At 36.6% G+C, this 15,498-nt stretch carries 11 protein-coding genes; 4 read left to right on the top strand and 7 right to left on the bottom strand.

Annotation, left to right across the window (positions count from 1 at the left end):
* Positions 1–277 precede the first annotated feature (277 nt).
* On the bottom strand, positions 278–1,156 hold the full coding sequence (locus GQR59_RS06655) for an AEC family transporter (RefSeq protein WP_160061219.1): 879 nt from the start codon (positions 1,154–1,156) through the stop codon (positions 278–280).
* Between the two features lie 407 nt (positions 1,157–1,563).
* Between GQR59_RS06655 and GQR59_RS06660 the strand changes: the two genes are divergently transcribed.
* On the top strand, positions 1,564–2,193 hold the full coding sequence (locus GQR59_RS06660; protein WP_160061220.1) for a LysE family translocator: 630 nt from the start codon (positions 1,564–1,566) through the stop codon (positions 2,191–2,193).
* A gap of 62 nt (positions 2,194–2,255) precedes the next feature.
* Here GQR59_RS06660 and GQR59_RS06665 read toward each other — a convergent pair whose 3' ends face one another.
* Positions 2,256–3,179 carry an AraC family transcriptional regulator gene (locus tag GQR59_RS06665; protein WP_160061221.1) on the bottom strand — a complete coding sequence of 308 codons (924 nt, stop codon included), beginning with the start codon at positions 3,177–3,179 and terminating at the stop codon, positions 2,256–2,258.
* A 124-nt stretch (positions 3,180–3,303) separates the two neighbouring features.
* On the opposite strand from GQR59_RS06665, the gene exaC reads away from it, so the two are divergent.
* Together exaC and GQR59_RS06675 are read left to right on the top strand one after the other, a co-directional pair.
* Positions 3,304–4,821 carry an acetaldehyde dehydrogenase ExaC gene (gene exaC / locus GQR59_RS06670; protein WP_160061222.1) on the top strand — a complete coding sequence of 506 codons (1,518 nt, stop codon included), beginning with the start codon at positions 3,304–3,306 and terminating at the stop codon, positions 4,819–4,821.
* Between the two features lie 725 nt (positions 4,822–5,546).
* Positions 5,547–6,818, top strand: a complete 1,272-nt coding sequence (locus GQR59_RS06675) for an alpha/beta hydrolase (RefSeq protein WP_160061223.1) — start codon at positions 5,547–5,549, stop codon at positions 6,816–6,818.
* A gap of 348 nt (positions 6,819–7,166) precedes the next feature.
* Here the strand turns inward: GQR59_RS06675 and GQR59_RS06680 are convergent, their stop codons facing one another.
* From GQR59_RS06680 to GQR59_RS06695, 4 genes are all read right to left on the bottom strand, one after another.
* A complete protein-coding gene (locus tag GQR59_RS06680) occupies positions 7,167–8,498 on the bottom strand; it encodes an NCS2 family permease (protein ID WP_160061224.1) in 1,332 nt (443 codons plus the stop codon).
* Between the two features lie 27 nt (positions 8,499–8,525).
* Positions 8,526–9,626 (bottom strand): adenosine deaminase family protein, encoded by a 1,101-nt coding sequence (locus GQR59_RS06685; protein ID WP_160062474.1) that lies wholly within the window; start codon positions 9,624–9,626, stop codon positions 8,526–8,528.
* 132 nt (positions 9,627–9,758) lie between these two features.
* Positions 9,759–10,679 (bottom strand): LysR family transcriptional regulator, encoded by a 921-nt coding sequence (locus GQR59_RS06690; RefSeq protein WP_201288029.1) that lies wholly within the window; start codon positions 10,677–10,679, stop codon positions 9,759–9,761.
* Positions 10,680–10,882: 203 nt separating this feature from the next.
* Entirely contained in the window at positions 10,883–11,794 is a 912-nt protein-coding gene (locus tag GQR59_RS06695; RefSeq protein ID WP_160061225.1) for a LysR family transcriptional regulator, read from the bottom strand.
* 294 nt (positions 11,795–12,088) lie between these two features.
* Here GQR59_RS06695 and GQR59_RS06700 point away from each other — a divergent pair, with 294 nt between their 5' ends.
* A complete protein-coding gene (locus tag GQR59_RS06700; protein WP_160061226.1) occupies positions 12,089–13,261 on the top strand; it encodes an MFS transporter in 1,173 nt (390 codons plus the stop codon).
* Positions 13,262–13,361: 100 nt separating this feature from the next.
* Here GQR59_RS06700 and GQR59_RS06705 read toward each other — a convergent pair whose 3' ends face one another.
* The gene (locus GQR59_RS06705; RefSeq protein ID WP_160061227.1) at positions 13,362–15,335 is read right to left on the bottom strand and encodes a cation:proton antiporter domain-containing protein; all 1,974 of its coding nucleotides are present in this window, start codon (positions 15,333–15,335) and stop codon (positions 13,362–13,364) included.
* Positions 15,336–15,498: the final 163 nt, after the last annotated feature.

Here is a 15,498-nt window from a genome sequence, read left to right on the forward strand (position 1 = left end):
TGCTCTATGCTCTATGCTCTATGCTTAAGTTGGAAGCTTTAGCTTATGATGTTTAATTAATATCGCTTTAATAGCATTACTTTTTAACAAATAAAGCTTGTAATAAAAAGGGGGGGTATCTTTTTCTAATCGTTATTCAATTAGATAAACGTATATCCACTCTTTTTTTGTTCATGTTGTTGTATTTATTCATGCTTAATTTACTTGTGTCGTTAAATGTATTAGCTAAATACGCTAGTTAAACACAGTAGTTAAACAGAACGCTTGAATACAGACGTTAATTAAATGAGAGTGCGACAGTCAACATCATCGGTAAGGTGATAATGCATAAGAAATTGCTAAACAATACCATTGAAGCGACTTTATCAGGCTCTAAGTCGAAACGTTCTGCAAACATATAATTCATGACTGCGGGTGGAAACATGGCGAATAGCAACATCATTTGTAGGTGTAGTGTTGATAAAGGTATCAATAGGTAAATTAATAGAAAAGCGATCCCACCTGTCAGAATTGATAATCCAGTGCACCATAAACCTGTTTTTAAACCACTCATTTTAATATTACACATCTGAGCGCCTAATGAGACAAGCATAATAGGGATCGCAGCTTGTCCAAGTAAAGACGTTGCATTATATAAAGGTTCCCAAACGCCAATGCCCACTAAGTTTAAGGTTAATGCCAGCGCTGCGGATAAAAATATCGGCATACGTGCGACTTGTAATAAAGGATTACCCTTGCTGATAAGTGCTAAACCAAGACTGAAATGTAGACAAGAAGACATGACAAACAACAATACCGCAGGCGCTATCGCTGTTTCGCCAAAGGCATAAGTGAACAATGGAATAGCAAGGTTGCCACTGTTTCGAAACATCTGTGGTGGCGTCCAGACTTTATAATTAAGCTTAAAAAAGTAACAAATAGGCAGCATCAACAAAGCGGGAATAAGCACTGCAAACAATGAAGCACTTAATAAAGGAATTTGCTCAATATCCAGTGGCATAACCACTAAAGATGAAAATACTAAGGCAGGCACAAACGCATCAATATTAAGCCGGTTAATCGGACGAAAATCAGGTTTTATCCAATATCCAATGCATAACCCAACAAAAGCTAACCCTAATATAGGGAACAGTATACTAACAACCTGATTAAGCATGGTCTTCCTTAATGATGACTGACTTATTAATTGTTCAATTATCCAACTCCTAGGGGGAATTGATAGTCTAAAAATACCTAAGAGTTATGATTATTTTAAAGATGCGATGTTTGTTGTCTTTTATAGGAATTTTTACCTATTTAGATGATTAAGGTTTTAGCTTAATTGTTAACATATTGATTCATTATTAAAATTTTTCAATGTAATATCAAATTTACATAAATGAGAACGGTTCGTCAGTTCCTTTGATGGACGTAAGTTTTACTTAACAGACTCTCTGAGTTTATATTGATATAAATGCTGATTAGTTTCACATCGGGCGATTATTATCATTAACAGCACAGTCCGTTAAATTGGACATTACCATTATTGTCATTTTTATTGAGAAGATTAGTTGAGAGGATCAAATGGAACTTATACAAGGTTTATTATTAATATCATCGATTCATTTGTTAGCTGCTGCATCGCCTGGGCCTGATTTTGTACTCGTGTCGCAACAAACCTTATCTAATGGAAAGAGAGCAGGCTTGATGTGTAGTATCGGAATCGCGTTAGGGTTATCTATTCACATTACCTATTCAGCTTTTGGTTTAGCGACTGTGATTGCTAATTCATCAAATGCGCTTTGGGCCATTAAAATCTTAGGGGGTGGATACCTTATTTATCTTGGTATTAAGGGCTTAAAAGCGAAACCTACTAATGCGAATGAGGCAAGCTTGACTGCACCCACCAAATATTCGGCAAAGAAAAGTATCGGTGTTGGTTTTTTATGTAATGCTTTAAACCCAAAAGCACCCATATACTTTGTTTCTTTATTTACAGTGGTCTTATCGCCAGATATGCCTACTTATCAAATAGCGATTTACGGAGCATGGATTATGATGATTCAATTTGCTTGGTTTTCTTTACTCGTTGGTATTTTATCAAGGCCTTCAATTAATCTACGTTTTAAACAGTATGGACATTGGATAGATCGAGTGTTAGGTGGGGCAATGGTGGTCTTAGGGATAAAAGTAATTGCTACTCGTTCAAGTTAGCGCATTTCTGCTTATTCATTAATGCCTTAATTTACAGTTGTTTTATTAATGTATTGCTGTATTTATGAGCTTAATAAAGGCGAGCAGTGTCGTAGTTTGTATTCAGTTGGGTTCATACCAAAGAACTTTTTAAAGCTTCGACTAAAGTGGCTGGTATTGAGGTAGCCTGTTGCAAAGCAAACTTGCGTTACTGTGTTATTTTTCTTTAGTAAATCAGCCGCTTTTTTAAGGCGTAATTGAAATAAGAATTCACGAGGCGTAGTGCCTATTCGTTGTTTAAATTCATTAAAGAATTTAGTGCGACTCATGCAAGATATTTTACTTAAACTATCTATATCAATCTCTTCTCTTAAGTTCTTATGTAAATGATCTATTACATTATTAATACCGTTGTGATCTGGCTGTACCAAGCTATGACCAATAATAAAGTCTCGTGTTTGATGCCTGAGTAAACGGGTAATTAATTCACTTACCGCTAAATCAATCATAAAGCTTCTATCTTGATGATTCTCACTAAAAATCCGAATCATACGGTCAAGTAATGCTTGAGTCTGAGTATTATGGTGGGTATGCATTAATTTATCGTCGTATCGCCACTCCTGCTCGTATATAGACAGTGGTGCACTGCTGTTTAATTGGTTACAGATCTTTTTTATGCGCTTTTGGCTGATCTCAATAGCGATGCAAGTGGTCGGGGTATCAATAGTTGCCGTGGGAAAGTCTATTTCAACGATACGGTTAGGAGCAATAATGAATGATTCGTGTGGTAGAAAATGCGTTTCAAAATCGCGTTGGTTATTGTGCATTATCTTTTTACCGCTGAGCATGCCACAAAACATTAGTTGATCAGAGACGAGTTCAATATTATCTGCCTGCTCGAACGTATCATAAATACTTAATTCAGACTGTTCTCCAGCAAAAGATAACTTACTTTCTATAAGCACTTGATGTGCTTTACGCTGTTTATTAATGCTTTCACTTATCATAAATATTATTCCCTTTGGATTTGGAACTGACAGTCAACAATTGTGAATTTACAGTCACGCAGGTTGTAAATTAATGAATATGATAACTATTCCACAATGGAACAAAAATAACTGAGAGGTGTTTATGATTTATCCAAATCCAGGTTCAGCTGAGTCAAAGATCGTGTTTAAAAAGCGTTATGATAATTATATCGGAGGCCAGTGGATAGCGCCTGTTAAGGGACAATACTTTGTTAATAAAACACCTGTTACTGGAGGTGATATTTGTGAAGTAGCACGCTCTGACGAACATGATATTGAGTTAGCTTTAGACGCTGCGCATCATGCAAAAGAATCATGGGGCAACACCTCAGTGACTGAACGTTCTAATATTCTATTAAAAATTGCAGACAGAATTGAACAAAATTTGGAGTTATTAGCATTGGTTGAAACATGGGATAACGGCAAGTGTATTCGTGAAACGATGGGGGCAGATGTACCACTAGCCGTTGACCATTTTAGATACTTTGCAGGTTGTATTCGTGCTCAAGAGGGATCTCTCGGTGAAATAGATCAACATACCGTTGCTTATCATTTTCATGAGCCATTAGGTGTGGTTGGGCAAATTATTCCATGGAATTTCCCATTGTTAATGGCGGCTTGGAAGTTACCTCCTGCATTAGCAACGGGTAATTGCGTCATTTTAAAACCTGCAGAACAAACACCTTTATCTATTTTATTTTTGATGGAATTAATTAGTGATTTATTACCACCTGGTGTTTTGAATATTGTTAATGGTTTTGGTGCTGAAGCAGGCCAAGCTTTAGCAACGTCAACACGTATTGCGAAAATTGCTTTTACTGGTTCAAGCCCAGTGGGTAAGCATATTTTGCAATGTGCAGCAGAAAACTTAATCCCATCAACGGTTGAGTTAGGTGGTAAATCACCAAATATCTTCTTTGAAGATGTGATGGAATATGAAGATGAATACATTGATAAATGCATAGAAGGTGCAACTTTAGCTTTCTTTAATCAAGGTGAAGTGTGCACTTGCCCATCTCGTTTGTTAGTACAAGAGTCGATAGCAGATAAATTTATTGAACGTTTAATTGAACGCACTAAAGGTATCATTCAAGGCAATCCATTGGATATGAATAGCCAAGTTGGAGCACAGGTGTCTAAAGCACAATACGAGAAAATATTGTCGTACATTAATATTGGGCGTGAAGAAGGGGCTGAAGTGCTCGCTGGTGGAGCTTATGAGGAGTTTGATGGTGCACACGAAGGTTATTATATTCAACCAACTTTATTAAAAGGCACTAATAATATGCGTGTCTTCCAAGAAGAGATTTTTGGACCAGTGATCAGCATTACCACCTTTAAAGATGAAGCGGATGCGTTAGCCATTGCCAATGATACTGAGTTTGGTTTAGGGGCTGGCTTATGGACGCGAGATAGTAATCTAGCATACCGTGTTGGGCGAGGAATTAAAGCGGGTCGTGTATGGACTAACTGTTATCATTTATATCCTGCCCATGCTGCATTTGGTGGGTATAAGCAGTCGGGGATTGGACGTGAAAATCATAAAATGATGCTAGAGCATTATCAACAAACTAAAAATATGTTGGTTAGTTATGATATTAACCCAATGGGATTCTTTTAATTCTGAACAAGGCGTGTTGATCTTTGTTATAAGTCATTTGTTTCAGTACACATAGGTAACCACATTATTAAAAATACCAGTGCCAGTGATAGTATGCTGGCATAATTTTTAACTAATTTACTGTACCTACTGAGATTGAGTAATAGTATTTAATCTTGATAAACACATTTTTTATTAACTGGTGATATGTACCTAAATATTAATCAATATAGTCTCTATTTAAATCCTGGACATAATTTTTTTAACAATGACAACATAAGTCCCTTTAGACGCAACATGTTCTCTTAACGAAGTCATGTTATCACTTTTATTTGTAATGAAAATATTCGCTATCTTCCGTAGTAGTATCTGTATTGTGTTAATGAGTTCGAATTATTGGACCTTATAAAAGCCGCTTTCAAAGCCAGTATTATTTGATAATTGCTCCAAAACATCTTTTTTGGAGCACAGGCTGAACCGCTGATAAACGAGACTTCAATTGCCAAATTCAACCGGTAATTCATCCTATGGAATACTAAGGTGAAGACGGTACAATATTTCTTAAAATTAACCATTAAAAATCAATACGGCTAGTACTTTATTTTTAACTTTTTTAAAAGGTAGTGTTAGAAAAATACCTAAGAAGTATAGACTTGTGATGTTCTTTTATTGTGATTATTGTATATTATAGGAAGGCTACTATAACCAGGATGGTTAATTTATGAGCCATAAAATAAGGAATAAATATGCATTTCCACCTTCGCGGTAAATTTTCTGTTTTTATTTGTTTTTCAGTTTTTTTCTTATCTGCATGTTCTTCCCGTCCAGAATTAATGCCGACACCTAATGTCTATATAAATACACCATATTCAGAAAGTGAAATTCCTGAAACGCTACGTGAAACTAGTATGGAACTTATATACGTTACAGATAGAGGTACTTCTCGCAAAAAAGATGTTAAATATGATGCCAGTCGCTCAGCATCAATTGCATATGGGATTGCTAAAGTAGATTTTGAGAATAAATCGTTACAATGGAATGAGTTATTAAAACAAAGTAATCAAAAAAAACGTTCAACTGATCTCATTTATGAGTTAGAGGAAGTTAATGAATTGGGGCGTTTTCCTTTATCTCCTTATAGTTTTAAACGAATAGACGATAAACTTCAAATTGATAAAGGTATTTTAGAACAAAAGTCTTACCATGAAACTCAATTGAATAATATTATTAATCAACGCTTAGCAAATAGTGAAACAAAAGATGTTGTTCTATTTATTCATGGCTTTAATAATACGTTTGATGAAGCAGTCTTCACACTAGGTAGTCTTTGGCATTTCCTTAAACGACAAGGTGTACCTATTGTGTACTCTTGGCCAGCCGCTGCAGAAGGGTTGACTGCATATTTTGCAGATAAAGAGTCAGGTCAATTTACTATTTTCCATTTAAAAGAAACTTTACGGTTACTTTTTAAAAACCCTGAAATAGAAAATATTCATATTATCGCCCATAGCCGTGGTACTGATGTGGCAACTACAACGCTACGTGAACTTATTATTGAAAATAGAGCTAGTGGCGGCAACCCAAGAAAAGATTTACGTATTGAGAATTTAATTTTAGCTGCTCCTGATCTCGATTTTGGCATTATCAAACAAAGGTTAATGGCTGAACAATTTGGTCCTGCATTTGGACGAATTACTATTTATACTTCTCAAGAAGATAGTGCGCTTGGTATTTCTCAATGGTTAACAAATAGCTTGAGTTTTGGCCGATTAAATATAAAAGATGTTGATGAAAATGAGCAGAATATATTTAATTCAGTAGGAAATGTTAGTTTAATTAAAGTGCCTGCATCAGTTAACTTTATCGGGCATGATTACTTTCATAGTAATCCTGCAGTGAGTTCAGATCTTATCAATTTGATTTTGCATAATGCAGCGCCAGGTTCAAAAGAACGCCCGTTGAAAAAGCTCGAAAATAACTTTTGGTCTCTTGATTCTGATTATTTAATTGAGCATTAGATCACTGAATAAATCAATATTTTATATGGCACCTTTCAGTTATTCTGCTGTTTGTTCAGGATTCTAATTTCTTTCATTTTTGAGACAATGAATGCAATGAGATTACTTGTCATGTTGAGTGCTTTGCAAGTTGTTCGTTGATGATTTATTTTGACCCGTACCTGCCTTTAGGGCGTAAATTTAGCCTCGTTGCTGATAGCTCAGTTGTTTATATGTTTTGATTGTTGCATCTCTTACCGGAGAAAAAGTGATTAGCAACTATTCAGCTGACCACCTTTTCTACCTGTTCAAGCTATGTACTTACTATTTGAATCTAAGCAATAACAAAGTCGATTAATCAAGCAACTTTTAGTGAGCCGAAACAATATAAAAATAGTAAATCATAGATGACGCAATTAAGTAAACTGACCAATGATCTTCTTTGTATCGTCCTGTCGCCAATTTCAAGAAAGCATAAACTAACATTGCGGCTGCAATACCGTTACCGGCGTTAAAACTGAAGATACTCACGGCAACACATACAAACGCAGGTACATATTCACAGACATCATCGTAATTTACTTTCTTCATTGAGCCCATCATAATGATGCCAATGTACATTAAAACTGGGGCTGTTGCTGCTGTTGGAATCATTGCTGCCAGTGGCGCCAAGAATAAAATTAGCGTAAAACAAGCTGCTGTGACTAATGCGGTAAAACCTGTTCGACCACCTGACTCTACACCTGCTGCACTTTCTAAATAAGTTGTTAATACTGGGCAGGCAAATAATGCACCGACGGTTGTTGCTGTTGAATCTACATGAAAGTTTTTCTCTATGCCGGGTAAATTACCGTCTTTATCTAGATAACCCGCTTGAGAGCCTAATCCTAAAAGTGCGCCTAAAGTGGAGAAAAAATCAGGGATAAAAAAGGCTAATAAAAAAGGTAAATAGACCGGACTAAGAGCTCCGATAACATCTAGTTCAAACATCATTCCTTCCATGCTACCTGGCATTTGGAATAGATGATCGGGGATAGTGGTAATACCTAATGGGATGCTCACTAAGGTAATAATAAGCACCGAGATGATGATACCGCCTTTAATATTTCGCGATGTAAAAAACAGCACTAAAAAGAAACCAACGATCGCTAATAAGACTTCCATTGTTGCTAAGTCACCAAAAACCAGTACATTTTTACGTGCATTTGCGACAACAATTCCTGCTTGTTTAAAGCCAAGCAAGGCAATGAAAAGGCCAATGCCAACACCTACTGATACTTTGACACTTTGTGGAATGATACGTACAACAAAATCTCGCACACCTAAGAATGACACTAGCATAAATAAAGCGCCACTTATGAACACGATTCCTGCGGCAATACTTAAAGGGACATCATTACCTAATAGTGTATATGAGAAGATAGCGACACTACCAAGACCTGGCCCTAATACAAAAGGGCGGTTGGTGTAGAGTGCCATGGCAATGGTGGTTATGACGGTCATAAAAATAGTCACAGTAAAGGCGCTATCGAAAGGGATCCCGCCTTTACTTAACATGCCAGGTACAACGGCAACCATATAAGCCATGGTGGCAAAGGTGGTAAATCCCGCAATAATTTCGGTTTTTAAGTTTGTTTTATTACCTTTAAAATCAAACCATTTAGCGATGCTAAATCCAGATTTATTAGTCACTGTTTCCATGTTGCTTCCTTTCAGTTTGGGGTTAATTTAGCGTCGGTATTTAATTAATTGTGTTTCTGTTATGACAGGTTGTTCTGATAAACATAATCTGAGTGAGTCAAATGCCAAAGGCCATTCAGCTAGCCATTGTGTTTTGAAGTGTTGTGGTGCCCAACTTGCTTCAATGCTGCTGATTATCATGTGTCGCAAGCTGGTTAAGTCGAAACCAAAATCTTCGACCATAACACGATAGCAATTAGCGCTGGTGGTATTGTGAATATGCCAATCATCGGTACAAGGAATAATATTCAGGTTTGCTTTTGCCATTGCTCGTATTGGATGTTTTTCTGCCCAATCGTTATGATCTGGCCATTTTTTGTAATAGAAGGTGTTTGATGGAATAACAGTAAATGGGATACCTTGCTGTGCGTATTTTTCAGTGAGTGCTGGGTTATCAATGATCGTATAACCATGGTCGATGCGGTCAACGTTAATCAGTTCAATGCCTGTCTCAACATTTCGCCAATGTAAACCAAACTCTGAACAATGTGCTGTCAGTTTTAAGTCATGTTGTTTTGCAAGAGAATAGGCTTTCCAAAAATGCTCAACGGGCGCTTGATGTTCTTTATAGTCGATGCCAAGTCCTAAAACATAAGGGTGCTTAAAAGCAATCATTTGCTCAACTAATTGAACGGCAACTTCTGGAGATTTTTCACGATTGATAGAGGGAATTAAACGAATGATCAACCCCATTTCTTGTTCTACATAGTCAATCGCTTGTGCTAACGCTTCTGTGACATGTTGGTAGGTTAATTCAGTATCACTTGGGTTCCAGAATGTTTCGATATAGCGAACGCCACAGGCATGTGCGTCTTCTGCGACTTCAATTAATACGCGAATATAATCTTCTGGTTCACGCATTAATTGGTATAACAAAGTCAGTGCTTCAATACCACCTTTAGCGATGCCTGTTTGGGCTTGATAAGCACGGTAATAACATTTTGCATCAAATTTTGATAACTCAACCTTATATTTATCAGCGAAAGCGAGCATGGTTTCAAGTCTTACGCCACCAAGCAGGTGATAATGAAGATCGGCTTTAGGAAATTGATGATAAAACTGATCTAACGTAATAGAAGGTGAATACATAGCTGCCTTAATCATTTAATAAAAATGCATAGATTAAGCTAGTATCTGCTTGTTACGCTTTAATGTTAAATGCAAATAACGATACGTTAGTGCTGTTTCGGCATTGTGTTTTATTTATAGTGCCGTAAAAGGCTAATTATGGACTTCCCATGGATAGTTTATTTGCCAATCAGATTGCACTTGAAGGCTAATATTTTGCCAAAAGTCTTCTGCTTCTTTTCTTAAAGGGGCGGGGTTACGATAAAGGCGAATTTGGTAAGGTAGTCGATATAAAAGCGGTTCAATTGCCACTAATTTACCTGCTTTTAACTCTTCTTGAATTAGCGCATCGGGTAGCCAAGCAATGCCTTTTCCACGTAAAGCCATTTCTTTATGTAGATGACACATTGATGATTCAAAGACTTGATAGGTATTAAGTTTTGTTACTTCTGGTTGATATTGCTCAATCAAGCGAGCGCTATAAGATTCTGTACTATAACCAATAATGGGGGTGTTGCTGATATGTGGGTTAAATAATGGCTTGCCTTCGTTATCGGCTAAAGAGGTTAATAAGAAGTTCCCATGGCCAATTTTAATATTCTGAAAGGGCGGTTGTAATAAGGACAAAATCTCAAAACCAAGAAAAAAATCACAATTACCATCCATCAGCGATTGTATTGCAAAATCGACGCGTAGAATATCAATAGAAAAACGTTGTTGTTCAAGACTATTATGTTCAATCAGATCAAGTAAAATAGGCGATGATAGTGAATGTGGACTGGCAATTCGTATCGGGTTAGACAGCGGCTTTTCAAGGTTATTAAGTAGGTTTAAGCCATCTTCCATTTGTGAAATCATGTTATAGGCTATATTTTTAAATTGACGTCCTGCTGGCGTTAAGGTGATTGGTGTGGTTGCGCGATCAATTAATGTTTTACCGACGGCTTTCTCTAGGGAGCGAATATGACGGCCAAAGGCGGGTTGTGTAATATGACGCGACTCTGCTGCTCGTGTAAAATGTTGCAACTCTGCTAGTGCTAAAAAGTCTTGTAGCCATTTAGTATCAATATTCAACTCTTCATATCCTTTTCCTAATCATGCTAATAGCTTTAAAATGGTAACTGATTTTTAATTTCTTGTAGCGCATCACTATTTAAAGTGCCTTTAACAAAACCTTTTTACAGAGCAATGCTTACTTAACAATACCTATTTAACAAGGCTTATTTAATATCGATGTGGAATCGCCACAGAGTTAATTAGATATTAATTCATTATACTTAATGCATCATGCTACGTTGTATTTCATTCTTAGCGTTTAAAGCAATGTCAACAAACGCATTAACTGTCGCACTCGTATTATTTTTCTTATATTGAACTTGTACGGGTATGTTTGTAGTTATTTTATCTATCGTAATGAATTGGCAACCTTCACTATATAGTTTACGAATACAATAAGGGGCAATCGCGACACCTAACCCTGCTGCCACTTCAGTGACTAAGGTTTGCATGTGTCTTGGGTGGCTAGTGATATTAGGTGAAAATCCTGCTTGTTTGCAAAGTATGATGGTTTCATCAAATAACCCCAGTGCTTCATCTCGATTAAAAATAATAAACGATTGATTTTTCAGATCTGCTAAATTGATGCTCTTTTGTCCAGCTAGGTCATGGTGTTGATTAACAATCGCGACCAGCTTATCGATATATATATCATGGTGGATAAATTCATCATTAATAGTACTGGGTAAAGGGCGTGAGAATGCAATATCAATTCGATCGTTTTTAAAGGCTTCAATTTGCTGTGTTGCCGTCATTTCAAATAAGGTCACATGTACTTCTGGAAACAGTGCTTTATAAGTGCGAACTAGTTCAGCCATAAACGTTAAACATGCTGAACTGAGATGGGCGATATTAAGGGTTCCTGTTTGTCCATTATGAGCTCGTTTAACCTGAGTTTTAGCTTGTTTGGTCAGCGCTAAAATAACGCTCGCATCTTTTAATAATTGCTCACCAGCTTCAGTAATAGCAACATCTCTAGAGTTACGGTTAAATAGTGTGACGCCGAGTTCAGCTTCTAATGCTGCAATGTGACGACTAATAGCAGGTTGAACGGTATTTAACTCACGAGCTGCTGCAGAAAAGCTTTTATGCCTAGCAACCACGACAAAGCTGTTTAATATTTTTATATCCATCTTACTTTTCTCATCGTTCCCTTATTATCTAAGCACGCTTGTTTATACTCTTTTCTCTACATTTTTATCTAAATTTTTTATCTAAACATTGTTATTTAAAAATGGGTATTTAAAGAGGGTTATCTACATGGCCCATCATACTGCGCTCAATGACTATTAATCGTCTAAATCATTAAAATACTATCTATACGTTTATTGTATAGATTCAATAAAATATTATCATTTTTGTTATTCAAGAAGAACCTCTATTATCCTCACATAATTAGTTACTGAGCATTATTCACTGAGGGTAAAATGATCAACACAGAACAAAATCAATCGTTAAGTCGATTCATATTATTATTAATGACAACCGCAATTGCAGCAACAGCAGCAAACCTTTATTACAGCCAACCTATCTTACCTTTGATTGCTGATGAGTTTAAGTTAACGCATTCACAGCTTGGTGGTATTCCGGCGTTAACACAATTTGGTTATGCTTTTGCGTTACTCTTTATTTCACCCTTAGGTGATTCTGTTGCTCGTCGAAAACTGATTGGTATTTTATCGTGTTTATTGGTGGTGGCTTGTAGTGCTGCGGTAGTCGCGCCTAGTTTAACTATTTTACTTATCGCAGTATTTCTAATTGGAGTCAGCGCGAATATCACGCAGCAATTAATTCCTTTTGCCGCTTCAATGGTATCGGCTAAAAACAAAGGCGCAACATTAGGTACGTTAATGATGGGGTTGACCATTGGTATTTTATTATCAAGAACGCTCAGTGGATTTATTGGAGAGCACTTTGGTTGGCGAAGTGTATTTATTATGTCAGCGCTACTAGCTGCCACTTTTGGTGTGCTTTTACGTGTATTTTTGCCAACCAATAAACCGCATACTAATTTAGGTTATTTCCCTCTGATTAAAAGTACAGTGTCTTTATTTGTAAAGCATAAATCATTACAAACTTATACATTAGCAGGTGCTTTTTGGTTTGCTTCTTTTAACGTGCTTTGGGCTACATTAGCTATTTATGTCAGTGATGTACCTTTTAATTACAATGCACAACAAGCAGGTCTATTTGGCGTGATTGCATTAGCAGGGGTTATTGGTGCTAAATCGTCTGGACAATGGGTTAATACATTAGGCTCTAAAAAGTTAGTTCTGATGGTATTAACGTTAGCTGCGATTGGTTTTGCGATTACTGGTGTATTTGCTGGGAATCTTATTGCGTTAATTATCGGTATTATTTTAATCGACTTTGCTATCTTTAGCGCTCAGGTAGCAAACCAAGTTCGTGTATTTAGTATTGATCCAAGCGCACAAAGTCGTATTAATGGTATTTATATGCTCGGCTACTATTTAGGAGGAGCGTTTGGTTCAATGGCAGGAGTTAAAGCATTAGCAATGTACCAATGGCCGGGCGTCGTTGTCGTGAGCATTATCTTTATTTTGATTAGCGTCGTTTTTAACGCTTTCGCTAAAAAATAATTTATTCGCTAAGCTTTGTTAACGTTTAGAAAAAATTCCCTTACTCTCATTACCGTAAAGTATTTGAAAGTAAGGAAAAATTGTATATGGCTAATACTATTTATTCTTTAGCTTTAGCTTTATCTACATCTGCTTCTACTTCTGGAACTGTACTTGTATCGTTATTGAGTCGGGTATTAGCATCGGTTATGTCATCGTCACTATTATTGTCATTGGTTATGTTAAGGTTATCGTTATTTACCTGCTCCTTCATTGCTGCTCTCATCTCTTTTTCTAAGGATACAAACAGTTCAATAAAATCGTTAAATAGGTAGCTTTCTTTATTCGCATCATTCCAAGCTTTATGTAATTCTTCATGGTGATCTAGTTCAGTTTGGTAATAAAGTGCTTTGGCCTTCTCAGCTTTTTTCTCATCAAATCCTAATACTTTTAACGCACTTTTACTCATTTCTAATGCTGTAAAGTAAGATTCAATAAACACGTGCTCTGCACCCGCTTCTTCAAGAAGATAGGCATGACCACGGTCATACGCTCTGGCCACAATAGGTAAGTGCGGATGAAACTGTTTTACGTGTTTGACCAAATGTAATATGTTTTCTGGACCATCAATTGAAATGACGAGTAATGACGCTTCTTCAAGACCCGCGGTATAGAGCAAACTAGAGTCTGTTGCATCACCGTAATAAGCATGAATATCAACTTTTCTAACGCGGTCAATCATATCGGTTGAGCGATCAATCACGGTTGTTTCAAAACCATTTGCCATTAATAAACGATTGATTACTTGTCCAAAACGACCAATCCCTGCAATAACAACTTGGCTTTTTTTATCAATGTTATCTGCTGCTTTTTTCGGTTGAATCTCTAAATATTGTTTAGTGATCACCTTGTCATAAAAAATGAACAGGAGGGGAGTCAAAAACATAGAAAGTGTGATAACGGGAGAGAGGATCGCAACCCATTCTGGAGGCAATGCCTGACTTTGTGATGAAAAGCTCAATACTACAAAGCCAAATTCACCTGCTTGTGCCAAGCTTAATGTTAGTAACCAACCATCTGATTTTTTAATCTTAAAAATAACAGCCAAACTTAACAATACGGCTGCTTTTATAACGATTACTGCAATAGTTAACCCACTGATTAAGAAAAAGTTATCACTAATTACAGCAAAGCTAATACCTGCGCCCACAGTGATAAAAAATAAACCTAACAATAATCCTTTAAAAGGTTGAATATTACTTTCTAATTCATGGCGAAACTCACTGTTTGCTAGTACAACACCTGCTAAAAATGTCCCTAATGCTGGCGATAAACCAACGACGCTCATTAATGCTGAAATAGAAATAACTAATAATAATGCGGTAGCTGTATAAAGTTCTCGTAGGCCAGATTTTGCAACCAGTGTAAATAAGGGTTTAGAAATATAATTTCCTGCAGCGATGATCAAACCAATAACGATTACAATTGCGCCTGCATATTGCCAACCAGATAAGTTCTCAACCAATGAAACATTATGATGTTCTGTGATTAATGAACTGGCTTCAGGCATGCCAAAATACGCCGGAATAGCTAATAACGGAATCACTGCAAGCATTGGGATTACCGCAATATCTTGCGATAATAAGATTGAAAATGCAGCTTGACCTCCATCTGTTTTATTAAGGGATTTTTCTGCAAAACTTTGCATTACAATCGCTGTCGATGACAGAGAAAAAATTAGGGCGACCACCAATGACGGCTGCCATGGAAAATCAAATGCGACACCAAGGGAAGTGATAATTAATGTTGTTAATCCAATCTGTAAACCACCTAAGCCAATCAACCTATTTTTCATATTCCATAAAGCTTTAGGCGATAACTCTAAACCAACAATAAAGAGCATCATGACAACACCAAATTCTGCAAAATGCTGAATCGTGTTTGTTTCTTCGCCTGCTAATCCGGTAATAGGACCTATGATCACGCCTGCACTGAGATAACCAAGGACAGAGCCTAACCCAAACCTTTTAGCTAAAAGAACGCATATTACCGCGACTAAAAGGTAAAGAGCTGCTTGAATAAAATAAGTGGTCATATTGTAAATTCTTTATATTGTGGTGTATGAATAAAATAGAGTGTTAATGGACTTTACTAACTGTACTTTTGTCATTATTTAAATCGTTTATGGAGAGATTAGTTGTGAGCAACGATTGAAAGAATGCAATCAATAATATAACAATAAGAGCTTAATATAAAAG

This window comes from Psychromonas sp. L1A2, from assembly GCF_009828855.1.
In the GTDB taxonomy this organism is placed as follows: domain Bacteria; phylum Pseudomonadota; class Gammaproteobacteria; order Enterobacterales; family Psychromonadaceae; genus Psychromonas.

Coding starts and splice junctions, on each gene's coding strand:
- GQR59_RS06685 (WP_160062474.1), bottom strand. CDS start 9,626: ATGTATTCACCTTCTATTACGTTAGATCAGTTTTATCATCAATTTCCT.
- GQR59_RS06660 (WP_160061220.1), top strand. CDS start 1,564: ATGGAACTTATACAAGGTTTATTATTAATATCATCGATTCATTTGTTA.
- exaC (WP_160061222.1), top strand. CDS start 3,304: ATGATTTATCCAAATCCAGGTTCAGCTGAGTCAAAGATCGTGTTTAAA.
- GQR59_RS06695 (WP_160061225.1), bottom strand. CDS start 11,794: ATGGATATAAAAATATTAAACAGCTTTGTCGTGGTTGCTAGGCATAAA.
- GQR59_RS06655 (WP_160061219.1), bottom strand. CDS start 1,156: ATGCTTAATCAGGTTGTTAGTATACTGTTCCCTATATTAGGGTTAGCT.
- GQR59_RS06680 (WP_160061224.1), bottom strand. CDS start 8,498: ATGGAAACAGTGACTAATAAATCTGGATTTAGCATCGCTAAATGGTTT.
- GQR59_RS06700 (WP_160061226.1), top strand. CDS start 12,089: ATGATCAACACAGAACAAAATCAATCGTTAAGTCGATTCATATTATTA.
- GQR59_RS06705 (WP_160061227.1), bottom strand. CDS start 15,335: ATGACCACTTATTTTATTCAAGCAGCTCTTTACCTTTTAGTCGCGGTA.
- GQR59_RS06675 (WP_160061223.1), top strand. CDS start 5,547: ATGCATTTCCACCTTCGCGGTAAATTTTCTGTTTTTATTTGTTTTTCA.
- GQR59_RS06665 (WP_160061221.1), bottom strand. CDS start 3,179: ATGATAAGTGAAAGCATTAATAAACAGCGTAAAGCACATCAAGTGCTT.